The 25,399-nt window shown below is 30.1% G+C and carries 30 protein-coding genes and 1 tRNA gene; 18 read left to right on the top strand and 13 right to left on the bottom strand.

Annotated features, from left to right (window positions below; all coding sequences use genetic code 11):
- The first annotated feature begins 140 nt into the window (after window positions 1-140).
- The 6 genes from BT151_RS10090 (at window position 141) to BT151_RS10065 (ending at window position 3,914) form a co-directional block, all read left to right on the top strand.
- A tRNA-Glu gene (locus BT151_RS10090) sits at window positions 141-212 on the top strand.
- 28 nt (window positions 213-240) lie between these two features.
- A complete protein-coding gene (rpsT, locus tag BT151_RS10085) occupies window positions 241-492 on the top strand; it encodes a 30S ribosomal protein S20 (protein ID WP_072401785.1) in 252 nt (83 codons plus the stop codon).
- A 206-nt stretch (window positions 493-698) separates the two neighbouring features.
- Window positions 699-1,064: a hypothetical protein gene (locus tag BT151_RS10080; RefSeq protein ID WP_072401783.1), complete on the top strand. Its 366-nt coding sequence runs from the start codon at window positions 699-701 to the stop codon at window positions 1,062-1,064.
- 223 nt (window positions 1,065-1,287) lie between these two features.
- A complete protein-coding gene (locus tag BT151_RS10075) occupies window positions 1,288-1,836 on the top strand; it encodes a YceI family protein (protein WP_245794784.1) in 549 nt (182 codons plus the stop codon).
- A gap of 33 nt (window positions 1,837-1,869) precedes the next feature.
- Window positions 1,870-3,243 (top strand): hypothetical protein, encoded by a 1,374-nt coding sequence (locus BT151_RS10070; protein WP_072401779.1) that lies wholly within the window; start codon window positions 1,870-1,872, stop codon window positions 3,241-3,243.
- Between the two features lie 92 nt (window positions 3,244-3,335).
- Complete coding sequence (locus tag BT151_RS10065) at window positions 3,336-3,914, top strand: YceI family protein (RefSeq protein ID WP_072401777.1); 579 nt, start codon at window positions 3,336-3,338, stop codon at window positions 3,912-3,914.
- 93 nt (window positions 3,915-4,007) lie between these two features.
- On the opposite strand, the gene rho is transcribed toward BT151_RS10065, so the two are convergent.
- A complete protein-coding gene (rho, locus tag BT151_RS10060; RefSeq protein ID WP_072401775.1) occupies window positions 4,008-5,657 on the bottom strand; it encodes a transcription termination factor Rho in 1,650 nt (549 codons plus the stop codon).
- Between the two features lie 182 nt (window positions 5,658-5,839).
- Between rho and BT151_RS10055 the strand changes: the two genes are divergently transcribed.
- Entirely contained in the window at window positions 5,840-6,250 is a 411-nt protein-coding gene (locus BT151_RS10055) for a DUF4293 domain-containing protein (protein ID WP_072401774.1), read from the top strand.
- 133 nt (window positions 6,251-6,383) lie between these two features.
- On the opposite strand, the gene BT151_RS10050 is transcribed toward BT151_RS10055, so the two are convergent.
- From BT151_RS10050 to BT151_RS10040, 3 genes are all read right to left on the bottom strand, one after another.
- A complete protein-coding gene (locus BT151_RS10050) occupies window positions 6,384-6,812 on the bottom strand; it encodes an FKBP-type peptidyl-prolyl cis-trans isomerase (protein ID WP_072401772.1) in 429 nt (142 codons plus the stop codon).
- Between the two features lie 353 nt (window positions 6,813-7,165).
- Entirely contained in the window at window positions 7,166-7,666 is a 501-nt protein-coding gene (locus tag BT151_RS10045) for a metallophosphoesterase family protein (protein ID WP_072401770.1), read from the bottom strand.
- A gap of 147 nt (window positions 7,667-7,813) precedes the next feature.
- Window positions 7,814-8,281: a nuclear transport factor 2 family protein gene (locus tag BT151_RS10040; RefSeq protein WP_072401768.1), complete on the bottom strand. Its 468-nt coding sequence runs from the start codon at window positions 8,279-8,281 to the stop codon at window positions 7,814-7,816.
- A gap of 232 nt (window positions 8,282-8,513) precedes the next feature.
- Here BT151_RS10040 and BT151_RS10035 point away from each other — a divergent pair, with 232 nt between their 5' ends.
- From BT151_RS10035 to BT151_RS10020, 4 genes are all read left to right on the top strand, one after another.
- Entirely contained in the window at window positions 8,514-9,395 is an 882-nt protein-coding gene (locus BT151_RS10035) for a hypothetical protein (protein ID WP_072401763.1), read from the top strand.
- A gap of 150 nt (window positions 9,396-9,545) precedes the next feature.
- Window positions 9,546-10,238, top strand: coding sequence for a hypothetical protein (locus BT151_RS10030; protein WP_072401761.1), 693 nt, complete (start codon window positions 9,546-9,548; stop codon window positions 10,236-10,238).
- 362 nt (window positions 10,239-10,600) lie between these two features.
- A complete protein-coding gene (gene truA / locus BT151_RS10025) occupies window positions 10,601-11,344 on the top strand; it encodes a tRNA pseudouridine(38-40) synthase TruA (protein WP_072401759.1) in 744 nt (247 codons plus the stop codon).
- Window positions 11,345-13,111, top strand: a complete 1,767-nt coding sequence (locus BT151_RS10020) for an ABC transporter ATP-binding protein (protein ID WP_072401757.1) — start codon at window positions 11,345-11,347, stop codon at window positions 13,109-13,111.
- Between the two features lie 26 nt (window positions 13,112-13,137).
- Here the strand turns inward: BT151_RS10020 and BT151_RS10015 are convergent, their stop codons facing one another.
- From BT151_RS10015 to folP, 4 genes are read right to left on the bottom strand one after another with little or no spacing between them, the layout of a single operon-like run.
- Complete coding sequence (locus BT151_RS10015) at window positions 13,138-13,932, bottom strand: DUF3667 domain-containing protein (RefSeq protein WP_072401755.1); 795 nt, start codon at window positions 13,930-13,932, stop codon at window positions 13,138-13,140.
- Window positions 13,932-14,717: a diadenylate cyclase gene (locus BT151_RS10010; RefSeq protein ID WP_072401753.1), complete on the bottom strand. Its 786-nt coding sequence runs from the start codon at window positions 14,715-14,717 to the stop codon at window positions 13,932-13,934. The genes BT151_RS10015 and BT151_RS10010 overlap by 1 nt, the downstream gene beginning before the upstream one ends.
- A gap of 35 nt (window positions 14,718-14,752) precedes the next feature.
- On the bottom strand, window positions 14,753-15,439 hold the full coding sequence (locus tag BT151_RS10005; protein WP_072401751.1) for a hypothetical protein: 687 nt from the start codon (window positions 15,437-15,439) through the stop codon (window positions 14,753-14,755).
- 1 nt (window position 15,440) lies between these two features.
- The gene (gene folP / locus BT151_RS10000) at window positions 15,441-16,265 is read right to left on the bottom strand and encodes a dihydropteroate synthase (RefSeq protein WP_072401749.1); all 825 of its coding nucleotides are present in this window, start codon (window positions 16,263-16,265) and stop codon (window positions 15,441-15,443) included.
- Between the two features lie 104 nt (window positions 16,266-16,369).
- Between folP and BT151_RS09995 the strand changes: the two genes are divergently transcribed.
- From BT151_RS09995 to BT151_RS09965, 7 genes are all read left to right on the top strand, one after another.
- Window positions 16,370-16,906, top strand: a complete 537-nt coding sequence (locus BT151_RS09995; protein ID WP_072401747.1) for a DUF1599 domain-containing protein — start codon at window positions 16,370-16,372, stop codon at window positions 16,904-16,906.
- A gap of 1 nt (window position 16,907) precedes the next feature.
- The gene (locus BT151_RS09990; protein ID WP_072401745.1) at window positions 16,908-18,221 is read left to right on the top strand and encodes a BT_3928 family protein; all 1,314 of its coding nucleotides are present in this window, start codon (window positions 16,908-16,910) and stop codon (window positions 18,219-18,221) included.
- Window positions 18,218-19,294 carry an ABC transporter permease gene (locus BT151_RS09985; protein WP_072401743.1) on the top strand — a complete coding sequence of 359 codons (1,077 nt, stop codon included), beginning with the start codon at window positions 18,218-18,220 and terminating at the stop codon, window positions 19,292-19,294. The genes BT151_RS09990 and BT151_RS09985 overlap by 4 nt, the downstream gene beginning before the upstream one ends.
- Window positions 19,295-19,308: 14 nt before the next feature.
- Entirely contained in the window at window positions 19,309-19,785 is a 477-nt protein-coding gene (locus BT151_RS09980; RefSeq protein WP_072402633.1) for a TlpA family protein disulfide reductase, read from the top strand.
- A gap of 41 nt (window positions 19,786-19,826) precedes the next feature.
- Window positions 19,827-20,576, top strand: a complete 750-nt coding sequence (tpiA, locus tag BT151_RS09975; RefSeq protein WP_072401741.1) for a triose-phosphate isomerase — start codon at window positions 19,827-19,829, stop codon at window positions 20,574-20,576.
- Between the two features lie 134 nt (window positions 20,577-20,710).
- The gene (gene prmA, locus BT151_RS09970) at window positions 20,711-21,547 is read left to right on the top strand and encodes a 50S ribosomal protein L11 methyltransferase (RefSeq protein WP_072401739.1); all 837 of its coding nucleotides are present in this window, start codon (window positions 20,711-20,713) and stop codon (window positions 21,545-21,547) included.
- Between the two features lie 32 nt (window positions 21,548-21,579).
- Entirely contained in the window at window positions 21,580-21,855 is a 276-nt protein-coding gene (locus BT151_RS09965; protein WP_072401737.1) for an ATP-dependent Clp protease adaptor ClpS, read from the top strand.
- Window positions 21,856-21,860: 5 nt separating this feature from the next.
- Here BT151_RS09965 and BT151_RS09960 read toward each other — a convergent pair whose 3' ends face one another.
- From BT151_RS09960 to BT151_RS09940, 5 genes are all read right to left on the bottom strand, one after another.
- Window positions 21,861-22,130, bottom strand: coding sequence for a heavy-metal-associated domain-containing protein (locus tag BT151_RS09960; protein ID WP_072401735.1), 270 nt, complete (start codon window positions 22,128-22,130; stop codon window positions 21,861-21,863).
- 10 nt (window positions 22,131-22,140) lie between these two features.
- Window positions 22,141-23,553, bottom strand: coding sequence for an MBL fold metallo-hydrolase (locus BT151_RS09955; RefSeq protein ID WP_072401733.1), 1,413 nt, complete (start codon window positions 23,551-23,553; stop codon window positions 22,141-22,143).
- 68 nt (window positions 23,554-23,621) lie between these two features.
- A complete protein-coding gene (locus BT151_RS09950; RefSeq protein WP_072401731.1) occupies window positions 23,622-24,413 on the bottom strand; it encodes a sulfite exporter TauE/SafE family protein in 792 nt (263 codons plus the stop codon).
- A gap of 1 nt (window position 24,414) precedes the next feature.
- Window positions 24,415-24,828 carry a DUF6691 family protein gene (locus BT151_RS09945; RefSeq protein WP_072401729.1) on the bottom strand — a complete coding sequence of 138 codons (414 nt, stop codon included), beginning with the start codon at window positions 24,826-24,828 and terminating at the stop codon, window positions 24,415-24,417.
- A 2-nt stretch (window positions 24,829-24,830) separates the two neighbouring features.
- A complete protein-coding gene (locus BT151_RS09940) occupies window positions 24,831-25,388 on the bottom strand; it encodes a YeeE/YedE family protein (RefSeq protein WP_072401727.1) in 558 nt (185 codons plus the stop codon).
- Window positions 25,389-25,399 lie beyond the last annotated feature (11 nt).

Raw genomic sequence — 25,399 nt, 5'->3', positions numbered from 1 at the left:
TTTTTTAAAAAAAAATTAGCTAGTGCTTGCAACATTTAAAAATAGTTGTATTTTTGCATCCGCAATGGGAACATTGTTAGTTATTTGAAAAGTAATGTAAGTTTAGATTTTATAATTAAACTTAAATACTTAAAACAAATGGCCCGTTCGTCTATCGGCTAGGACGCCAGGTTTTCATCCTGGTAAGAGGGGTTCGACTCCCCTACGGGCTACAATATTTAAAAAAAATAAAAGGAACAAATGGCAAATCATAAGTCAGCATTAAAAAGAATAAGAAGTAGCGAAGCGAAGCGTTTGGTAAACAAATATAAACACAAAACAACTCGTAATGCTATTAAGAAATTACGTGAGTTAACTGATAAGAAAGAAGCTGAAGTATTATTTCCTTCTGTTATTTCTATGTTAGATAAATTGGCAAAGAAAAACATAATTCATGCTAACAAAGCTGCTAACCTTAAATCTGGTTTAGCAAAACACGTTGCAGCACTTTAATTAGGGATTTAAAGTTTATAATATTAAAAAAGCTTCTCAGAAATGAGAGGCTTTTTTTGTGAATTTATTAAATTGTTTTATTCATAAATAGAATTCTCAATATTATTGAATTTGAACATAACAAAAATTTAAAAAGTATAGCTTTTTGATTTTTAAAAATATAAATTTGCACCTTTAAGAAGTTAATTATTACATAATCTTACCCTTTGGAAAATAAACAAGCAATTAAATTAGTTGATAAAATTCTGGGAAATCTTGATAAAACAGGTATTAATACAGAAACGCTAGTAGACGACATTAAAGAATTAAGAACATATGCTTTAGAAGAACAAGTGCCTTTAGTAGTTAAGGTGTTGAGATATACTTATGAGCATATAGAAGAGAATAATACATTTCTTATTCCTATTCTTAATGATGAACCTTTAGAAGACGGCGACGATACTATTAAAGAAAATGAGAATGATACTCCGGTAGAAAGTCTTAAATATTTAATAGCTCTTACCAGAAACCTTAAAAACAAAGGTAATATTTCAGATCTAAAAGAATACAAAGAGCTTTTAATGAATTATTAATTTCAAGATTAGTATTTTTTAAAATAAGCTTAAAAAAGCCTTAACATTAATATGTTAAGGCTTTTTTAGTTTACAGCTTTTTGATTGGTTGTTTTTTTAGCATTTCCGCACATGACAAAAATCATATTTTAATAGATTCTTTCAGTAGAACTTTGCATAGTAATATTAATCTAAAAATACTATGTGGACTATTAAAATAAAAAATGATTTAAAACAGATTAGCTTGATTGCATTACTTCTTATAATGCCAAATTTATTTCAAGCACAAGAATTCAACTTAAATAATACAGAATCTTCATTAAAGGTTTTTGGTACTTCCAGTTTACACGATTGGCATATTGATGCTGAAAATAAAAATGGAAAGATTGTATTTAAAAACATTGAAACTGGAGAATTGGATAAATGCGATTTCACAGTTGTTGTAGAAAGCCTTAAGAGTGGAAAAAAATCCATGGATAAAAACACTTATAAAGCTTTAAATACAGATGATTATAAAACAATCACATTTAAACTTCAAGAGGTAAAAGAAATTGTAAAAAAAGGAACGGGTAAATTTTTAATTAAATCTGCTGGATACTTAACAATTACAAGTGTTAAGAAACTTATTCCTATTGAATTTAATATTGAAATTATAGAAGGTAAAATCATCTTATTGGGAGAAAAAACAATTAAAATGACCGATTTTAATGTAGAACCTCCAAAAGCTTTATTAGGAACAATAACTACCGGAGATGAAGTAACTATAAAATTCAAAACAATTTTTAATAAATAAAGAAACTTAATTAAACAACTAAAATTAACAATTATGAAAGCAATATTTAAAAACACAATATTATTTGCTACGTTACTTAGTATAGGAACTGTTGCAAATGCTCAATTATCTTTTGGACAAATACAGAATCAAATTCCAAGAGATCAAAGTGGAATTAATCAGTTTGATGTTAAAAAGGATAGTGTAGAGTTTAAAGGTGTAAGTGTAGATTTTGGAGCAGCTTTTGCTTTACAATTTCAAGCAATAGATCAATTTAATGATCAACCAGTTGCACAGCCTGCTCCAATTTCTGGCTACAGATTGAATAATTTGTCAAACAATCTCAATTTACCAACAGCAAACATGACTATTGGAGCTCAATTAGCTGATGGAGTTCGTGTGAATTTAGATTTATATTTAGCAGCAAGACACCACCATGAAACATGGGTAAAAGGTGGTTATTTGCAAATTGACAAACTAGACTTTATTAAAAAAGACTTCATGTCTGGTTTTATGAATTATGCTACCATTAAAATTGGTCAAATGGAGAATAACTACGGAGATGCCCATTTTAGAAGATCAGACAACGGTAGTGCATTAGTAAATCCATTCGTTGGAAATAACATTATGGATTCATTTATTACAGAGCCTGGTATTGAAGTATATTATAACAGAAGTGGTTTTGTAAGTATGTTAGGAGTTACTAACTCTAAATTGAATCAAAATGTAGCCGAAGTTAAAGCTTCTGCTCCAGGACAAAACTCTACTATAAGCCCTACTTTCTTAGCAAAACTTGGATATGATAAACAAATAAATGAAGATTTAAGAGTAAGATTTACAGGATCATATTATCATGTAGCAAACATGAGCAGTAGTTTATATAGCTCTGATAGAGCAGGTAGCCGTTTTTATAGTGTAATGACTCACGATGCTTATACAGGAGCAACTGCAGCTGTAGCTAGTAATTTTGATGCAGAATCTAATAAAGATACAGGTCGTTTTAACCCAAGATTTGGTAATTGGGCAACTTCTATTATGTTTAACCCATTTGTAAAATATCAAGGATTAGAAGTATTTGGTACAATAGAATTTGCTTCAGGTGGAGATAAAAAAGGTACAGACGATAAACGTACAGTAAATCAATTTGCAGGAGATGTGTTATATAGATTTGGAAATAATGAAAATTTATATGTTGGTGCTAAATATAATACTATAAGTGGAAAACTTTCAAATGCTGATGCAAATGAAATTTCAATAAATAGATTAGAAACTGGTATGGGTTGGTTTATGACAAAAAATATTCTAGCAAAATTAGTTTATGTGAACCAAAATTATAAAGATTTTAGCCAATATACTGGTGGAAACCCAGAAGATCTTTATGGAGGTAATTTTAAAGGATTAATGTTTGAAGCTGTAATAAGTTTCTAAAATAAAAAGATAAAAGTAAGTCTGAAGGTATTATAATATTATCCTCTTAGACTTACTTTTTTTATAAAAAGACATCATCTAATATTAACGTTATGAAAAAGATATTGTTTTTTGTTTCTATACTAGCAACATTAGCTTTTACCGTTGTAAGAATTGGGAGTACATCAGTATTAATAACTCCAAGTAGTAAATTACTTATTAAAGGAAAAACCAATATTAGCAATTTTAAATGTGAATTTAATGTCTTAAAATTAAAAAATCCAATTCCTGTTTTCTTTGAAAAAATAGATGATAGAATTGTTTTTCATAATACTACATTAATTTTAGATAATGTGTGTTTTGATTGTGGAGGAAAAGGAATAAACAACGATTTTCAGGACCTTTTAAAATCTGAAATATATCCACAAACACTTATTAAATTAAAAGAAATTAGTCAAGACTCTAGTAATGAAAATCAAATACTTGCCATGCTAGATATTAGTATTGCTGGAGTTACTAAATCTTATCAAATGCCTGTAGAATTAAAAGGCAATGAATCACTTCTTATTGAAGGTGTTTTAAATTTAGATATTTGTGATTTTAATTTAGAAGCACCAAAAAAAGCTTTAGGGCTAATAGTGGTAAAAGATATTATTGAAATAAATTTTCAGTTAGTAGTTAAGGAGTATTAAAGAATGTGTAATTAATATTGTCTCTAACTAATTAAAATAAAAAATCGCCTAAAATTTACTTTTAGGCGATTTGCTTTTTAAGATTATTTCTAATTATCCATTCATGGATATTAAAAACTCTTCATTATTTTTAGTTTGTTTAAAACGCTCGTTAATAAATTCCATAGCTTCAACAGGATTCATATCTGCAAGGTATTTACGCATAACCCACATACGTTGTAAAGTTGTAGCATCAAGTAGGATATCATCTCTACGTGTACTTGAAGAAGTAAGGTCGATAGCTGGGAAAATTCTTCGGTTAGAAATTTTTCTATCCAATTGAAGCTCCATGTTACCAGTTCCTTTAAATTCTTCAAAGATAACTTCATCCATTTTAGAACCTGTTTCAGTAAGTGCTGTTGCGATAATGGTTAACGAACCACCATTTTCAATATTTCTGGCAGCACCAAAGAAACGTTTTGGTTTGTGTAATGCATTAGCATCAACACCACCACTTAATATTTTACCAGATGCTGGTTGAACAGTATTATAGGCTCTTGCTAAACGTGTAATAGAGTCTAAAAGAATAACCACATCATGGCCACATTCTACTAAACGTTTTGCTTTTTCAAGAACAATATTAGCAATTTTTACGTGTTCGTGCGCTTCTTTATCAAATGTAGAAGCAATTACTTCACCACGTACATTACGTTGCATATCTGTTACCTCTTCTGGGCGTTCATCAATAAGTAAAATCATTTGATAAACTTCAGGATGGTTTGCTGCAATAGCATTGGCAACATCCTTTAATAACATTGTTTTACCCGTTTTTGGTTGTGATACAATCATACCACGTTGTCCTTTTCCAATAGGAGAAAATAAATCCATAATTCTAGTAGAAATCGTACTTTGACGTCCTGCTAAATTGAATTTTTCTTGAGGAAATAAAGGTGTTAAATGCTCAAAAGAAACGCGATCTCTAACCACATTAGGGCTTTGACCATTAATTTTACTAACCTTTATTAAAGGGAAATATTTTTCACCTTCTTTTGGCGGGCGAACATGCCCTAAAACAGTATCACCAGTTTTTAAACCAAACAATCTAATTTGAGATTGAGATACATAAATATCATCTGGTGATGATAAATAGTTGTAATCTGATGAGCGTAAGAAACCATAACCATCTTGCATGATGTCTAAAACACCTTCACTTTCTATAATCGCATCAAATTCAAAATCTGGTTCACGATAACGGTTTCTGTTATCTTTATTACCTGTATCAACATTACCGTTTTTCTGGTTTTTATGTTGGTTTTTATTTTGATTATTATTCCTCGGGTTTGGTTTTGGCTGGCTATCCTTTTGTGGCCTAGGTTTTGGCGTATGTACAGGTTTAGGAGCCGTTTTAGTTTCTTTTTGTGCTACTACCGCAGGCTCTTTTGTAGCTTCTGCTGTTTCTTCTGTAACAATTTTTTCTTCTGTAACTGCTTTTTCTTCAGTTTTTGCAGGAGCTGTATTTCTAACAGGTTTTTGAACACGTTGTCTAGGTTTTCTAGGCTCGGGTTTCGATTCTGTTTTTGTTTCTGTAGATTCTAAAGGAGCTACAACAGCTTTTACTGCTTTAGGATCTGCAGCTTGTTGATCTAGTATTTGGTAAACTAAATCTAATTTTTTTAATGAACGATATTTTGGGACGTTCAATTTTTTTGCAATCTCTTGTAAGTCAGAGAGTTTTTTTTCTTTTAGTTGTGAAATTTCAAACATTGATGTTTAATTGAATATTTTATTTTGAATACAAACTTGAGTTATTCTGAAAATAATGATTTTTATTCTGAAGATTAACCGCTTGTTCTTGCGATTGTTGAGAATTATTACTGCAATTATACAACTTTATTTTAATTTTTAGCATTAATTCTATTATTTTTGCGGTCTAGTTTTTAAATTTTATGCTACAACGTATACAAACTATCTACCTTTTATGTGCTGCTGGAGTGTCAGCAGGACTTATTTTTGTATTCCATTTATGGGTTACTAATGAAGGTGAAAATGTATTTGCAAAAGACGATATACTATACTTAAGTTTATTTTTAGGTTCGGCTTTATTATCTTTAGTGGCGATTTTTATGTATAAAAATAGGAAGGCTCAATTTGTTTTGGGACGACTTAACATCATATTAAACTTTTTTTTACTAGGATTTTTCGTGTATCAATCGCTAAATGTATCTGGAGAAACGGCGGTTTCTGAGAAAGGTATTGGGATGCTTCTCCCTATTGTTTCTATCGTGTTATTGGCATTAGCCAATAAGGCCATCAAGAAGGATGAAGATCTTGTAAAATCTGTTGATAGATTGCGGTAAACCTAACATCTTAGTAGTATTAGTGCGAGAAAAACCCAAAGTGAAAGCTTTGGGTTTTTTATTGTTTATTAAGGAAAATAAAAAAGCCTAGAGTTTATCTAGGCTTTTTTGTATTTAATAAAAATAATAATTTCTATTTTATTTCAACAAGTTCTAAATCAAAAGTTAAATCATGTCCTGCTAATGGGTGGTTAGCATCAACAATAATATGATCTTCCTTAACTTCTGCAATACGAAATTGTACTTCTCTTCCATCAGCGTCTTTCGAAGCTAGTCCCATACCAACCTCTGGAGCCATATCTTGCGGAAGCTGCTCTTTTTTTACATCATAAAATAATTCTTGTTGCACGTCACCATAGGCTTCAGCAACAGGAATATTAATTGTTTTTTTCTCGTTCAATTCCATAGTCATAATACCTTTTTCAAAACCAGGAATAAGCATCCCTTGACCTAGAGTAACTTCTAACGGCTCTCTGTCTACCGAGCTATCAAAAACTTGACCATTGCTTAATTTTCCTGTGTAATGAACTTTTACTGTATCATTCTCTTTTACTTGACTCATAAATAATAATGTTTACTGTTTTTTAATAAGGTGCAAATTTACAATTTATAAGGCAAAAAGCGGGTGCTTTTTTGTATCACTTCAATTGATTACGAATTTTTTAACAGAATTATAACAAGGTTTTGGGCGTTACCCAGAAAAAGGGTCGGGCTTTCCGCTATATCTTTTTTAAACGTTATCGCGACTACTAAGTAATTGGCTATCTGTTTATTATTTACTAGAAAACTAATTTAGTGTTAGTTAATTTTAAAAAAGGATGCCGCTACAATCCCTAACGCATCTGCCTACTATGTAAAGTAATAACTATAGGTAGCATAACTATTTATTTTGAAATTACCGTTAGGAAATTGTTTTTAGGGATGTCTTTCAGGAAACTCAATAACTTCCAAATTATCAATTTTACTACCATCAATAGTAAAGCGGAGCATAGTTCGGGTTTTATGAAAACCATGTTTACCAACAGCACCAGGATTCATGTGTAGTAAGTTCAATTTTTTATCTGGCATCACTTTTAATATGTGCGAATGCCCACAAATAAATAATCTAGGAGGGTTTTGTTTAATTTCATCTATCACTCTCATATTATATTTAGGAGGATAACCACCAATGTGGGTTATCCAAACATCAACACCTTCACACATAAAACGATTATGTTCTGGGAATTCTAACCGCACTTGTGCATCATCAATATTACCATAAACACCGCGTAAAGGTTTTAAAGCTTTTATAGCATCGGTAACGTTTAAATCGCCAATATCTCCAGCATGCCAAACTTCATCGGCTTGTTTTACGTACTTTAAAATGTCGTTGTCTATATAACTATGCGTATCAGAGAGGAGTAATATTTTTGTCATGTATTATATAACGGTTCGTTTAAGAATAGTGCGGTTTTGTGTGCGAGGATTTTTTGAAGGAAAATCGAGAAGCTAACAAAAGCGCAAAAAACTCTTGATTAAGCGCTAAACTAAGCATTATTTTATACAACTTAAGTTTGTATTTCATTACCAATATTCAAAGATTCGAGATATTTTTCCGCCCCTAAATTCAAAGAGTGTCATTTCCGGTTCTCCATCTTTGATTTTACTATCTTTTTTTTCTACAAAACTTTTTTGCACAACGACAGCGTTCAATCCTACAATTTTGTTTAGTATTTTAATATCCGTGATTTTTCCATCATAACCTCCGTTTTTTTGATTTCGGACATATCCGTTATACAAATCCTCTCTAGTGTATATTCCGCCATATTTTGGATGAACATATGTAAAGTCGTCCGTAAAAAGTTCAAAAGCGTTGTCGATGTCGTTTACTGTGGAATTTTCTTGAAATATTTTAAGGTTTAAATCATAATATTTATAGACAATCGTTTCCAAAGAATCCTTATGTGCTTTTGTGGCGTCCTGCGCAATAATTTTATTTGTTGTCAACAGAATTAAGAAAATAGAAACCAATATTTTCAGATGTGTTTTCATATGTGATTTTAGCGGTTTTAAATTGTACCTAAATGTAATGTAAGTTTGTAAAGTTAAGGTATGTTGGTAAAGTTATAGATAATTGTTTTAATCTGTTATAAATGGATGATGAACAATTCTTTCTTGATTTGTCAGAAAAATTGCTAACTTCGTTTAACAACCGATAAGTGCATTGAAACAGAACTTTATCTTTGCATTATAGGTAATTTAATTAAAAGCAATCAAATAACTAATGTTCACCTTTAATTTTAAAGTTTTTGCAAATCACTTAGACATTGAATTCCCAACACATAAAGGTATTCCAAATAAAAGCCCTGTTCATATATTCTATTCTGAAAAGTCAGATTTGAGTAAACATGAAATTCTTAAAAGATTCTATAAAATATTACAAAAAGCCGAAATATCTTATTTGCGACCAATAAGAAATATTACTGGAGAATGGATTTTTGACCTAAAAGAGTTTAGGCATAATTTTGATTGTCTAAAAGATGTTGATTATTTGAAAGGTGCTATTACTATTGAGCCTGAATATATTAGAAAAATACATAATATAGATTCTTATGATGAAAATTTAAGCGATGAAACCACAATTAAGTTTTCAGTTTATGAAGAGGATTTAAAATTCCTCAAAGGAAATCATGTAACAATATCTGACGAATTAACGCTGTCTTTAAAACGTTTTATTAAAGACTTTCCAGAACCTGAAAAATGTGGCTTTTTAATGATGAAGTTTGAAGATTCAAAAATGCAATTGGAAATTATTGATGTTCTAAAAAGTCATTTAATAGAAAAAGGAATAATGCTTCTTCGAGCAGATGACAAATGGTACGCAGATGATTTGTTTGAAAATATTAAAACGTATATGCAAGGTTGTTCTTTTGGAATTGCTCTATTCGATAGAATAAATACAGAAGAATTTAATCCCAATGTCTCTTTAGAAATAGGTTATATGATGGCATTAAGCAAACCTGTTTTACTTTTAAAAGACAAAAATTTAAAATCATTGCAAACTGATTTAGTAGGAAAGTTATATCATCAATTTGATTTTCAAAACCCTGAAAAAACCATTCCAATTGTTATAGATAAATGGTTAAACGATAAAGAAATCTATTAAAAACTAATGCCAATACAGTATATGAAAAAATTGCTAATTTTAGCTAAACCAATGTTAGTTGCTAGTTTTCTAGGTTCTGATTTTCCTACGGAAAATCCTCGCACACAAAACCGCACTATTCTTATAGATAAACGTTGTAGCTAATGTGAAATGATTAAATTAAGAGATGATAAATATTATATTAGTGTAGACTCAAGATTAGTTTTCAAAGAAAAACTTGATTATTTGCTCGATGTAATTAAAAATATATCAAATAATCATTTAGAAAGTGAAGAAGATTTAGAAACAAAATTTTGGATTGAAAACGGAATTGAAGATGCAACTGACTTAAGCTCTGAAGACTTTAAATATTACCAAGATAATCTATTAGCTTATCTAGAAAAACACAAACACTTCCCACAGATTCAGTTTAAATCTTTGATTGTGAGCATATATTCTGTGTTAGAAACATTTTTAAACGAATTAACAATATCAACAGAGAAAGAAATCCCAAGAAAAATTAAATATAAAAACTTAAGAACAGTAGGCTCTGAAATAGAAAATTATTTAAATTTTTTCTCTTTAGTTTATAGTATTAATTTCAGTGAAATGAAAGAAATTCTAGCCAAACTAAAGTCCTTTGCTGATATTCGGAATAACATTGTCCATAAAAACGGAAACATTATTGCTGATGAACAAGGAAGAAAAAACCGAATTAAAAAAAGTATCGAAAAAAACAAGAATATTAAAATTAAGGAAAACGGTCAATTGTTCATTATGAATGACAAATTTCTTATTCAACTAATAAACCTTGTTAATGAATTTGGTTTAAAATTTTATGAAATATTCGAAATAGAAAAATAAGTACTAGCTATACAAGGTGTGTAATTAATTGGTTATAAACTATTTACGAAAATATGTAAGGATTTTCTATTCGGTTTTTATTTGCTAAATTAGTTGCTTAACTATGCAACTTTCCACACACGTAATATTAAAAGCCCACTCCAAAAAGAAAACAACTTTCAATTTAAAAACAAAAGTTAGCAAACACCTGCGTTAGGGATTGCAGTGGCATCCTTTTTTGAGGCACGAGAAAAAGATATAACGCAAAGCCCGACCTTTAGGTAACGCCCAAATACATTTTTTAATATATAATTAAGATTATGGTGTTCGCATAAATACCAAAACTATCTATCTTTGTTGTTTCACAAAAGTATTAAAACAGATTGAGGTATTTTTTAGAACTTTCTTATAATGGCACTAGTTATCATGGTTGGCAAAATCAACCTAATGCGGTATCTGTTCAAGAAGTTATAGAAAGCGCATTGTCAACTTTATTGAATGAAAAAATAAGCATTATGGGAGCTGGACGTACCGATGCGGGTGTGCATGCTAAACAAATGTTTGCTCATTTTGATACCGATGTTACTTTTACTAATGTGGATTTAATTTTTAAACTCAATTCATTTTTACCAAAAGATATTGCTATTCATAATATTTTTAAAGTGAATCCAGAAGCACATACCCGTTTTAATGCTTTAAGCAGAACTTATTTATATAGGCTAACGTTAAAAAAGAATGTATTTACTTTTGATAATGCTTATTATGTAAAGCAAGATTTAGATTTGGTTAAGATGAATGAGGCTTCAAAAATATTATTTGAGTATAAAGATTTTCAATGCTTTTCAAAAAGTAAAACCGATGTAAAAACGTATAATTGTGATATTATGAAAGCGGAATGGTTTTTAGAAAATGATGAGCTTCATTTTGTTATAAAAGCAAATAGGTTTTTAAGAAACATGGTAAGAGCCATTGTTGGTACCATGATTAATATTGGATTAGGCAAATTGAGTATTGATGAATTACATACTATAATTCAATCTAAAAATAGGAGTGAAGCGGGCTTTTCTGTTCCTGCACATGCCTTATATTTAACTAACATAGAATATCCTGAGGATATAAAAATATAGATGAGTAAAACAAAAGAAAATAATTTCGATTTTAACCTTTTTAAGCGCCTTTTTCAATATATAAAGCCTTACAAAACTATTTTTTTTAGTCTTATAGCACTAGTTGTGTTATTGGCGGGATTAAGTGCTGCTACACCTTACTTAACACAATATGCTATTGATGATAGTATAACGAATAAAGAACAAAAAGGTTTTTTATTTTATGTGATACTTATGTTTGTGGTTTTAATTCTTCAAACCGTATTTCAGTTACTATTTACCTATTATGCGGCATGGTTAGGACAGAATTTAGTCATGGATATTCGTGTTAAATTATTTGACCATTTACTTCGTTTTAAAATGAAGTATTATGATAATTCATCGGTAGGTGTTTTAATTACACGAGCAGTAACCGATATGGAACGTATTGCTGATATTTTTGGTGAAGGTTTATTCATGATTTTTAAAGATTTACTTACCATGACGGTTGTTTTTGGCGTTATGTTTTTTACCAATGTAAAACTTAGCTTGATTGTATTATTAATGCTTCCATTGTTATTATACGCGACAAGAATTTTTCAAAAATATATGAAAAAGGCTTTTGAGGAAGTACGAACAGAAGTATCAAATTTAAACTCATTTGTTCAAGAGCGTTTAACAGGAATGAAAATATTGCAATTGTTTACTCGCGAAACTATTGAATATAAAAACTTTAAAAATATAAATGAACGCCATAAAAAAGGATGGCTTAAAACGGTTTGGTATAACTCTATTTTCTTTCCGCTAGCAGATTTAGTGTCATCAATAAGTATCGGTTTGGTAGCTTGGTATGGTGGTTTGCACGTGGTTTTAGATGATAATGTTACACAAGGTATTTTAGTAGCGTTTATTATGTATATTCCTATGTTATATAGGCCACTTCGCCAAATTGCAGATAGGTTTAATGCTCTACAAATGGGTATGGTTGCTGCAAATAGAGTTTTTAAGGTTTTAGATACGACGTCTCAAATTGATGATGCAGGTACAAATGTTGCTACTTCGTTTAAAGGCAGTATTAAATTTGATAATGTACACTTTAGTTATGTAGAAGATGAAGAGGTTTTAAGAGGTATTTCTTTTGATGTAAATGAAGGTGAAACTATTGCTATTGTTGGTGCTACAGGTGCAGGGAAATCTACTATTATTAATTTACTTAATCGTTTTTATGAAATTAAAGATGGTGTTATCTTGGTTGATGATATAAATATTAAAGATTTTACTTTAGCATCCTTAAGAACTCAAATTGCTGTTGTACTGCAAGATGTGTTTTTATTTGCCGATACCATTTTAAAAAATATTACGCTAGAACATCCTTCAATTACAGAAGAAGATGTAAAGCAAGCAGCAAAAGATATTGGTATACATGATTTTATAATGAGCTTACCAAATGGATATAATTATAACGTTAAAGAACGTGGTGTGATGCTGTCTTCTGGTCAGCGTCAACTTATTTCATTTTTAAGAGCTTATGTAACAAACCCAAGTATTTTAGTTTTAGATGAGGCGACATCTTCTATCGATTCGTATTCTGAACAACTTATTCAAAATGCAACAGATAAAATAACTAAAGGAAGAACTTCAATTGTAATTGCACATAGGTTAGCAACCATTAAAAAAGCAGATAAAATAATAGTTATGGATGCTGGTGAAATTGTAGAACAAGGCACTCATAAAGAATTACTCAAAAAAGAAAATGGGTATTATAAAAACTTATACGAAGTGCAGTTTTTACAGAATGAAGTTGCTTAAATTTCCTGTTTAGAAACCTTTTTAATCTATCCTTTTTTTATTGCTATTATTATACCAATAATAGCTACTAAAATTATGAGTGCTAAAAAAAAAGCAAGAATAATTAACATAACAAGTAAAAAAACACCAAGTGTATCTAAAAATTTTGTGTTAAAGATTCGTTTTAAAACATAAAAAAAATAAGCAAAAGTTAATAGTGTTATTATACTTGTAATTAACATGAAACTTACTCCAAAACATAAGAAAATAATAGTGAATACTGCAGAAATTATAATAATTTGAGCAGAATAGTAGAGGTTAAGTACAACATGCTCTGTAAAGTTAAACTTTCTGTAGCCAGTTATAAAATAAGCTATCCATGTTGCTATTGCCGAAAATGGAACAGTTAAAATATAAATTAAACTTTGGTAATTATTAATTTGTGCGTAATCGAAATTTGATGGCGAAAAAGGATTGTTTTCTTGATGCTCAAATTTTGAAAAAGCATCACCATAAATTTCGTCAAGACCTATAGCGTCATTAAAAAAATTATTCATTAAAAATATTTGAAAACCTACTAATGTTAGAGATATAGCAAAATATTGAATAACATTAATATACTTTTTTCTGGTTCCATTTATAAAGCTAAGTATTACTTCTTCAGGTTTGGTGAATAGAAATAAAAAGGTTTTAATAAATTTATTATCGTAGTTTAAAAACTGGTTGTTAATGTCTTCAAAAATGTTTTTAAGAGTAAGCCTGTTGTTTATCACTTTAGCACCACACTCAAAACAGTATTTTTGAGTGTTTTGTAAATCAGTATTACAATTTTTACATAGCATTAACTTAAATCTTTTTTAATCATTAAATTAAGTTGGTTTGAGTCTTCAAACACTACAAATTCCCCATCTTTAAAATAGGAAATATGACCAGTTTCCTCACTAACCACAAGTGCTAAAGCATCAGTTTTTTCACTTACACCAATGGCAGCTCTGTGTCTTAATCCAAAACGTTGTGGTATATTTTTTTCGTTATTTACAGGAAGAATAACTCGGGTTGCTTTTACTGTGTTGTTATTAATTATTATGGCGCCATCATGTAGCGGGCTATTTTTAAAAAAGATACTTTCTATAATAGGTTGCGTTACTTTTATATTCATTTCATCACCAGACGATGATAAAAAATCAAGATTGTTATTGCGCTCAAAAACAATTAATGCTCCGGTTTTAGACATGCTCATTTTATTACACGCCGAAATAATAGCATCAACATCTGTGTTATTAGTAGTTTCAGTTTTTAAAAAACTAAAAGGTTTTAAAAATTTACGACGTCTATTAAAATTGGTTGAGCCAACCATGAGTAGAAATTTCCTTATTTCTGGTTGAAAAACGACTATTAAAGCTATAATTCCCACTTTCATAAAACCACCAAAAATACCTGTAAGGAGTTCCATGTTAAGAAATTCTGTGAGTTTCCAAACAAGGTAAATAATAATAATTCCTATAAAAATGTTTATAGCTACGGTACCTTTAACAAGTTTGTATATGTAGTAGAGTAGGAGCGCTACTAGAATAACATCTATAACATCTACAACAGAGAATTTTAAAAGGTCTTTAAAAATTTCCAAAGGTTAGTGGTTTTGGTAAATTTAGTAAAATATGGTTAATTATAAATGAATTCGTCTTTTAGTATTGAAATACTTTCTGTAGGTATTTTTGATAACTGAGATTTTACTTTAATATATGTTTGGAACGTTGAGGTTTCTCTAAATTCTAAAATAATTTCAACTTCTTCGTTTATATCTTTCAAAATTTGTTTGATCGTATTTAACAATTCTGTTTCGCTTGTTGTTATTGAAGTTATATTATCAATAAAAAAGTGAATTTCTATTTTTTCTGAAGAGCTGCAAATAATATTTACTCTTTTCGTAGTTGGAATATGAGAAGTTTTTGAAAGATAATTAAAAGAAAACCCTTCATGATAAACAACATCTGTAAACTCAATAAATCCTAAATTACTTCTGCTAGTATCGTTACAAGTAAAATAGTTTTTAGCATTTTCGTTTTTATGACTAGAGTTTTTCTTTTTGTCTTGTAAAAATTTAATATGAGGAATCACTTGTTTTAGTGTTAGTCTTTTATCAACATTCACTAACCAATTGGTCGTACTAATTAGGTTTTTTCTATTGAGTTCGACACTATCTTTTTTGGTTTCATCATAAAATAAATAAGCAGCAGATACATCGTTTATTTCTGTAATTTCAGAATGATTTATTTCAGGCAGTTGAATAGTTTTTTCATTTCCACAAGAGAAAATAATGAGTAATAATCCTAATAATATAAATCTCATTTTAAGCATTTAAGGATTCAACTAACTTAATACATTCCATAGCTTCTTTAACATCATGAACTCGCAAAATACCGGCACCTTTTTGCAATGCTACAGTATTTAAAACTGATGTTCCATTTAACGCTTCTTTAGCTGAGGTTTCTAAAATTTTGTAAATCATAGATTTTCTTGAAACACCAACCAATAAAGGTTTTTCAATTATTTTAAATAGTTCAAGCTTGTTTAATAGTTCAAAATTCTGCTCCACAGTTTTTGCAAATCCAAAACCAGGGTCAATAATAATATCTATAATACCTAAGGCCTTTGCAGCTGCAATGCGTTCAGAAAAATAGAAGAGAATATCTTTTACTAAATTATCATAATTAGTTTGTTTTTGCATGGTTTTAGGGTTGCCACGCATATGCATCATAATATAAGGAACATGCAAATTAGCAATGGTTTGCAACATGTTATCATCTAATTTTCCAGCAGAAATATCATTTATTAAAGCAGCTCCAGCTTCAATACTTTGCTTTGCTACTTTACTTCTAAAAGTATCAATAGAAATTAATGCCTCAGGGAATTCGGTTAAAATTAAATTTACAATTGGTATTATGCGTTTTAATTCTTCTTCTTCACTTACGTAGTCTGCATTAGGACGCGAACTATAGGCGCCAACATCAATAAAAGTAGCACCTTCATTAAGCATTTGTTCAACATGAATAAGAATATCTTTTTCATTTTTATGAGTTCCGCCGTCGTAAAAAGAATCGGGAGTGATGTTTAAAATTCCCATTACTTTAGGTGATGATAAATCTATAAGATGTCCTTTACAATTAATAGTCATTCATACAGTTTTGAAAGGTGTTGGTACATAGTTTAAAACTTTAAACCATAAACCTTGAAGGTTTTAATTATTTATGCGAAATTTACGCAAAATTCAATTTATTCATGCAAGATACTTCAAAACAATACGATGCCGTAATAGATACATGCAAAAGTTTATTTGTTAAAAAAATGAGTGATTACGGTAGCGCTTGGAGAATATTGCGTTTACCATCTCTTACCGATCAAATTTTTATAAAAGCACAACGTATTCGAGGTCTTCAACAAAATGATGTTAGAAAAGTTGATGAAGGTGAAGTTAGCGAGTTTATTGGTATAATTAATTATTCTGTAATGGCTTTAATTCAGTTAGAAAAAGGTGTTGTAGAACAACCAGATTTATCTACAGAAGAAGCCACAGAGTTATACGAAAAACATGTAGCGATTACCAAAAAATTGATGGAAGATAAAAACCACGATTATGGAGAAGCGTGGCGCGATATGCGAGTAAGTAGCTTAACCGATTTAATTTTGCAAAAGTTACTGAGAGTTAAACAAATTGAAGATAATAAAGGCAAAACTTTAGTTAGCGAAGGTATAGATGCTAATTATCAAGACATGGTAAATTATGCGGTTTTTGCTTTAATTCATTTAAATAATTAGTATGAAGTTTTTAGTAGCTATATCAAGAATATTTGTAGGCGTTTTATTTATTATTTCAGGGTTAATTAAGCTAAACGATCCTTTAGGATTTTCGTATAAACTGCAAGAATATTTTAGTCAAGATGTATTAAATATCCCTTTTTTAGAACCCTATGCTTTAGGTATTTCGGTTTTAGTGGTTGTATTTGAAGTTGTTTTAGGCGTGTTTTTACTTATAGGTTACAAACCTAAATTTACTGTTTGGAGTTTATTAGCAATGATTGTGTTTTTTACGTTTTTAACTTTTTATTCTGCATATTTCGATAAAGTAAAAGATTGCGGTTGTTTTGGTGATGCTTTAAAATTAACACCTTGGGAAAGCTTTACAAAAGATGTCGTGTTGCTGTTTTTTATTCTTATTTTATTCATAGGAGTCAAACATATAAAACCACTTTTTAGCAAGTTGCCAATAACAATTTTAGCCTTATTAAGTTTTGTGTTTAGTTTATGGTTTGGTTATCATGTGCTTATGCATTTGCCATCAAAAGATTTTAGAGCTTATAAAATAGGAGCCAATATTTCTGAAGGAATGGCTATGCCTGAAGATGCACCAAAGGCAGTTATAGAATATTCTTGGAAGTTTAATGTAAACGGAGAAGAAAAAATTATTACAACAAATGGCTCATATCCTTCTGTAGATGGCGATTTTATAAGCGTTGATACCAAAGTTATTGAAGAAGGTTATCATCCACCTATTTACGATTTTTCTATAGAAACAGAAGATGATGATTTAACTGAGTATTATTTAAATGAAGAGAACCTAATTGTAGTTGTTTCTTATAGTTTAGAAAAAATTGAAAGAGATGGTGCTTTAAAATTAAAAGCATTACAAGATGAAGCTCAAAAAAATGGTTATAAAATTATTGGTTTAACAGCATCTGGTGAAGAAGCAAAAAAACGTATTAATAAAGCTTATAATTTAGACTTTAATTGGTATTTATGTGATGAAAAAGCTCTTAAAACAGTAGTGCGATCTAATCCTGGGGTTTTAGAATTAGATAAAGGTACAGTAAAACAAAAAGTACACTGGAATGATATTGATGATTTAGAGTTGCCAAAGGTTGAGCGTAAACCAGATTTAAAAAATGATTTAACAAACTCAGGGTATTTTATAAATGGAAAACCGTCATCAAAAATAGAAGTCGATACGCTAAACATTTTGAAGATTGCTGGAGTTAATATTGTAAAAGATTCTACTCAATTAAAAGCATTAAATAATAAATACAGTATCTCATTTAAGAATATTATAGAAGTTACCCTAAAACCAGAAAACTGATTAGTTACCTACTAAATAAAATCACTTACGCAATACTTACATTATTTGGAGTAGTAACTGTTATATTCTTATTATTTAACGTACTTCCCGGAGATCCTGCCCAAATGATGCTTGGGCAAAATGAAGATAGCGAACAATTAGCGCTTATTAAACAGAAATATGGATTTGATAAATCTGTTTCTACTCAGTATTTCTATTACATAAATGATTTGTCACCTATTTCATTTCATTCAAAAAACACAAAAGATTACACCTTTTTAAGGGAAGGGAAATATACTGCAGCAAAACTTTTTTCAGTAGGTAATACTACAGTTGTTTTAAAGTACCCATATTTACGTGAATCTTTTACCAAACAAGGTAAAAAAGTAAGTCAGGTTTTAAGTGAAACACTTCCAAATACTTTTGTATTGGCGGTTTCCGCTATATTTATTGCTATTGTTTTAGGAGTACTTTTGGGTATTGTTTCAGCATTATATAAAGATAGATGGTTAGATAAAGCTATTCAAATATTTAGCACTTTTGGTATGAGTATTCCATCCTTTTTTAGTGCTATTTTATTCGCGTGGTTCTTTGGTTTTGTATTGCATGAATATACCCATTTAGAAATGACGGGAAGCCTCTACGAACTTGACGATTTTGGAGAAGCCATGCATATTAAATGGAAAAACTTAATATTACCAGCCGTTGTTTTAGGTAGCCGTCCATTGGCAGTGGTTATTCAACTTATGCGAAATTCATTATTAGAAGTTTTTAATCAAGATTATATAAGAACAGCAAGAGCTAAAGGTTTAAGCGAGTTTCAAATAATTAAAAAACACGCTGTTAAAAATGCATTAAATCCTGTGGTAACTGCAATATCAGGCTGGTTCGCATCTATGCTAGCAGGAGCCGTTTTTGTAGAATATATTTTTGGTTGGAATGGATTAGGAAAAGAAATAGTAAATGCTTTAAATACCTTAGATTTACCAGTAATTATGGGTTCTGTTTTAATTATCGCCTTATTATTTATAATTATCAATATTTTTGTTGATGTTATCTATGTTTGGTTAGACCCTAAAGTGAAGCTTGAATAATTTACATGAAAAAAATGAATTACTTAATCATACTATTAATAAGTGTTTTTAGTTGCAATACTGAAACACCAACACAGTTTTCAGAAGACGCATTAAATGATACCTTTGTAACTTTAGAAGGTAATTCAGTTTCTTTTAAAGATATTTTAAAAGAAAATAAAGGTCAAACTTTAGTTATTGATATTTGGGCATCTTGGTGTAGTGATTGTATAAAAGGTATTCCAAAAGTAAAAGATTTACAAAATGAGTACAAGGATGTCAAGTATATTTTTTTATCATTAGATAAAAAACAAGAAGCTTGGAAAAAAGGCATCAAAAAATATAATGTAGAAGGAGAGCATTATTTTATGCAATCTGGTTGGGATGGAGCATTTGGGAAGTTTGTTAATTTAAACTGGATTCCTCGATACATGGTTGTAGACAAAGAAGGTACTATAAAACTATTTAAGGCTGTTAAAGCAGACGACAAAAGAATTAAAAAACATTTATAAATAATTAATAAAATCCCTTTTCCAAATAGGGTAAATCAAAAATGAGAAAAAACATCGTAGCCGGAAACTGGAAAATGAATAACGATTTAGCGCAAACTGAAACGTTAATTACAAGTTTAAAATCGCAAACTAAAACAACAGAAGCAGAAGTTATGATTGCTCCAACAGCAACAAACTTATGGCAAGCCTATAATAGCTTAAAAGATTCAGAAATCGAAGTAATAGCACAAAATATGCATTTTGCAGAAAGTGGTGCATATACAGGTGAAATAAGTGCAAGCATGTTAAAAAGTGTAGGTGTAACAACAGTTATTTTGGGACACAGTGAGCGTCGTGAATATTTTAATGAAACCGACGAATTACTTGCTAAAAAAGTTGATGCAGCTTTAGCTAATAAAATGCGCGTTATTTTTTGTTTTGGAGAAGAGTTAGCCGATAGAAAATCTGGTAACCATGAAAACATTGTTGAAAGTCAAATTAAAAATGCTTTATTTCATTTAAGTGCGTGGGATTATAAAAGTGTTGTGTTAGCTTATGAGCCTGTTTGGGCAATTGGTACAGGTGAAACAGCAAGTCCAGAGCAAGCACAAGAAATGCATGCGTTTATTAGAAAAACATTAGCAGACCAATACGGTTATGAAGTTGCTAACAGTGTATCTATCTTATATGGTGGAAGTGTAAAACCAGCCAATGCACAAGAAATTTTTTCAAAACCAGATGTAGATGGTGGTTTAATAGGTGGAGCAGCACTTAATGCAGAAGATTTCTTTGCAATTGTAAATGCGTTTTAATTTAAAATAAATATGGGCGTTACCCACGCTTTTACGTGGGTCGCGCTTTTCGCTATATCTTTTTATCGTACCTCAAAAAAGGATGTCGCTTCAATCGCTAACGCGGTATATCCGCTAAATTATTTTTTAAACAAATGTCTAATATTATTTATTTAGGTTATTATTTTAAAGTAGAGCCATTACAACCAGCAGTAGAAATTCTTATAGCAGAATTAGGTTATGCAGGCTTTGAAAGTTTTGTGGAAACAGATGAAGGTGTTACGGCGTACATTCAAAAGGAGGAGTGGAACGATGCTATTCTAGACGATATTTATATTTTAAATTCAGATGAATTTGAAATAACTTATACTTTTGATGAAATTGAGCAAGTCAATTGGAATGCCGAGTGGGAAAAGAATTTTAATCCAATAATTGTTGATGATGTGTGTGCTGTTAGAGCACCTTTTCATGAAAAATTTGATACTAAATATGATATCGTAATAGAACCAAAAATGAGTTTTGGTACAGGGCATCATGAAACAACACACATGATGATTCAGCATATTTTAAAGAACGATTTTACAAATAAATCTGTTTTAGATATGGGATGTGGTACCGGAGTTCTTGCAATTCTTACAGAAATGAAAGGCGCAAAACCTATTGATGCAGTAGATTATGATAATTGGTGTTACCTAAATAGTTTAGAGAATGTAGAGCGTAATAATTGTGGGCATATAACTGTTATTGAAGGAGATGCATCTGTTTTAAAAAACAAAAAATACGATGTAATTATAGCTAATATAAATCGTAATATTTTATTACAAGACATGAAAACCTATGTGTCATGTCTTAACAAAAATGGAATGTTGTTTTTAAGTGGGTTTTATAATGATGATGTTTCTATAATTCAAGCTGAATGTGAAAAGCATATGTTAAAGTTTGAAGAAAAGTTTGAAAGAAACAATTGGGTTTCGCTAAAATTTTTAAATTAGTACTATAATTAATCCTTCAAGATTATTAGAATATGAGTACAAAAGAAAAAGTATCAGAAGAATTATTGTTAGAAGAAAAGGTTTCAACACAAAATGAAATTGTATTACATAATGATGAAGTTAATACTTTTGATCATGTAATAGAAACTCTTATTTATGCATGCGATCACACTTCAGAACAAGCAGAACAATGCTCGCTAATCGTTCACTATAAGGGGAAATGTACTGTTAAAACAGGCTTGTATGACGATTTAAAACCACGCTGTTCTATGCTTCTAGAAGCTGGTTTAAGTGCAGAAATAGTATAATATAACTAATTATTTAATCTGCCTAAAGCACAACTTACAAGTGATTTCGCTTTAGTTGTTAAAGCATACTTATCTCCAATAACTGGATATCCTAATTTTGTTAAAGTAGTTTTTGTGTTTAACAAATCATCTTCATTTATGTAACTAAAAGAGACTGTATCATTTTCATTATCAACAGTAACATCACTAATGTTTTCTGAATCAGATAATTTATTAGTGATGATATTTGCACATCCACCACATTTTAGGTTTTGTATTTTTAAAATAGTTTTCATATTAACTTCTTTATAAAGTTGAAGGGCAAACAAAATCAGTAGTTGGTAAATCCGTATTTTTTATAGCTCCAAAACCACCAGCAATGTCTGTTAAATTGTTAAATCCGCGAGCTTTTAAAATAGAAGCAGCAATAATAGAACGATACCCACCAGCACAATGCACATAATAGTTTTTGTCTTTGCTAATCGCATTCATATTATCGTTAATATAATCTAAAGCAAAATGTTGCACATGATTACCTTGTAAATGTTCAGATTGGTATTCACCATCCTTTCTAACATCTAAAACATTAGTGGTTTCATTTTTATATTGTTTAGAAAATTCATCAACAGTTATAGAATCAATAGTTTCAATATCTTTACCAGAAGCTTTCCAAGATTCAATTCCGCCTTTTAAATAGCCAAGTGTATTATCATAACCAACGCGAGATAATCTGGTAACTGTTTCTTTTTCTTTACCTTCTGGAGTAACTAGTAAAATAGGTTGTTTTAAATCGGTAATTAAAGCGCCAACCCAAGGCGCAAAACCACCATGAATTCCTATAAAAATTGAATTTGGAATATGACCCTTTACAAAATCTTTTTCATGTCTAACATCTAAAACTAAAGCATCTTCTTGATTAGCAATAGCTTCAAATTCTTCAGGATTTAATGCGTTATCTCCTTTTTTTAATACAGTTTCAAATTCATCATAACCAGATTTATTCATCATGGCATTTTTAGCAAAATATTGTGGTGGTGGAGCTATGCCGTCTAATACCTCTTCAACAAATTCATCTCGAGTCATATCTGCTCTAAGTGCATAATTTGTTTTCTTTTGATCTCCTAAAACACCAATGGTTTCTTTACTTAAATTTTTTCCGCATGCAGAACCTGCTCCATGTGCAGGATACACAATAACATCATCTGGTAAAGGCATAATTTTATTACGTAAAGAGTCAAAAAGCATACTTGCTAAGTCTTCTTTTGTTAAATCGGATTTTATAGCTAAATCAGGTCTTCCAACGTCTCCCAAAAATAGGGTGTCACCAGAAAAAATAGCATGTTCTTTACCAGTTTCATCAAATAAAAGATAGGTTGAAGATTCTAACGTATGTCCAGGTGTGTGTAATACTTTAATAGTAACATGGCCTAATTTAAATACTTCATTATCTTTCGCAGAATGAATATCATAATTCGTTTCAGCTCCAGGACCATAAACAATAGTTGCGCCTGTTTTTTTTGCTAAATCTACATGACCAGAAACAAAATCTGCATGAAAATGTGTTTCGAAAATATATTTAATTTTTGCATTTTCTTTATTAGCCTTATCTACATATTGTTGTGTTTCGCGTAAAGGATCAATAATAGCAACTTCACCATTAGACTCTATATAATATGCACCTTGAGCTAAACAACCTGTATATATTTGTTCTATTTTCATTTTTCAATTATTTTTTCAAAAATACTAAACCTAAATGATTTGATTTGTGACTTTTGTCACATAAGACTTTACTTTAATTCTTTGTATATAATGTATACGGCCATAAGTAAAGTGAATATTCCAAAACTCTTTTTAAGTTTTTCTCCACTTATAAACTTTGATAGAAATACTCCCAAAATAATTCCAACGATAGAAATTAATGTAAAAGTTAATAAAAATACCCATTCAATTTCTAAAGTTTGAACATCTCCTGTAAAACCTATTAAAGAATTTATTGTTACTATAATTAATGACGTACCAACCGCCTTTTTCATTGGGATATTTGCCCAAAGAACAAGAGCGGGCACATATAAAAAGCCACCACCAGCACCTATAAGTCCTGTTATAGTTCCTATTGTTAAGCCTTGAATAAACGTTTTGTAATATGGTTGTATTTTAGATGTTGCTTCTTTTTCTTTACCTTTTTTAATCATTGAAAAAGATGCTAAAAGCATAATGATTGCAAAAAATATCATGATAGCCATCTCTTTGGTGAGCGTATAATTTCCAAAAGTAAAAATTGTATCTGGAATGTTAGGAACTAAATACCTTCGAGATAAATAAACAGCAATAAACGAAGGAAATGAAAAGGCTAATCCTGTTTTAAAATCAACTAAACCTTTTTTATATTTTTGAAAAGTTCCTACTAGAGAAGTGGTTCCAACTACAAATAAAGAATACGCAGTTGCTATTATAGGATTATAGCCTAATAAGTAAACTAATAGGGGTACAGTTAGTATGGAACCACCACCTCCTATGAGTCCTAAAACTAAACCTACAATAAGTGCACCAACATACCCTATTAATTGTGTGCTGTCCATATTAATGAGGGAGTTTGTTTTTTAAAACACCATAAATAAATGTGCCTAAAATAGCTGCAGCAATTACAATTAGCATACTATACACACCAGTGCCTAATAATATATACATAGGTCCGGGACAAGCACCAATAAGTGCCCAGCCTAAACCAAAAATAATTCCGCCAACAATGTATCTAATAATACCCCTATCTTTTTTTGGAACAAAAATATCTGCTCCTTTAATACTTTTAAGATGCCCTTTTTTAGAAACTTGTAAAAACAAAATTCCAGATAGTACAGCCGTTCCTATAATACCATACATATGAAAAGATTGAAACCTAAACATTTCGTATATACGATACCATGATACAGCTTCAGATTTTGTTAATACTATTCCAAAGAAAATACCAACTAATAAAAATTTGATATACTTCATATTTAAAAAATTAATGGTAAAATAAAATTAGTCATAATAAGTCCGCCAATAAAAAAACCAATAACAGCAATTAATGATGGTTTTTGCAAACTACTAAGCCCTGTAATAGCATGACCTGATGTGCAACCACCGGCGTAACGTGTCCCAAAACCAACTAGCAAGCCACCAATAATTAAAAGAAGTAATCCTTTTGTTGAGGTAATAGCTTCTAAATTATACATTTCATTAGGTACTAAAGAAGCTCCGGAATTCTCAAACCCCATGTTTTTAAGCTCTGTTACTGTAGCAGGATTTAAATCGGTTATACTATCGTTTGATAAGTATTGTGTAGCTATAAAACCGCCTATAATAGCTCCGAAGGCAACAATTAAATTCCATCTATAATCCTTAATTTTTATTTTGAAGAAATCTGAAAATTTATCGCCTCCAATAATGGTACACATGGTTCTCAAATTAGAAGACATACCAAATGTTTTACCAAAATAGAGAAGTAGTGCCATAACAATAGCAATTAGTGGACCAGACACATACCATGGCCACGGATTTAATAAGTATTCCATAAACAAATTTT

This window comes from Flaviramulus basaltis, assembly GCF_900114265.1.
GTDB lineage: Bacteria > Bacteroidota > Bacteroidia > Flavobacteriales > Flavobacteriaceae > Flaviramulus > Flaviramulus basaltis.
The sequence above is the reverse complement of the archived record's forward strand: the minus strand, read 5'-3'. Positions and strand labels throughout refer to the sequence as shown.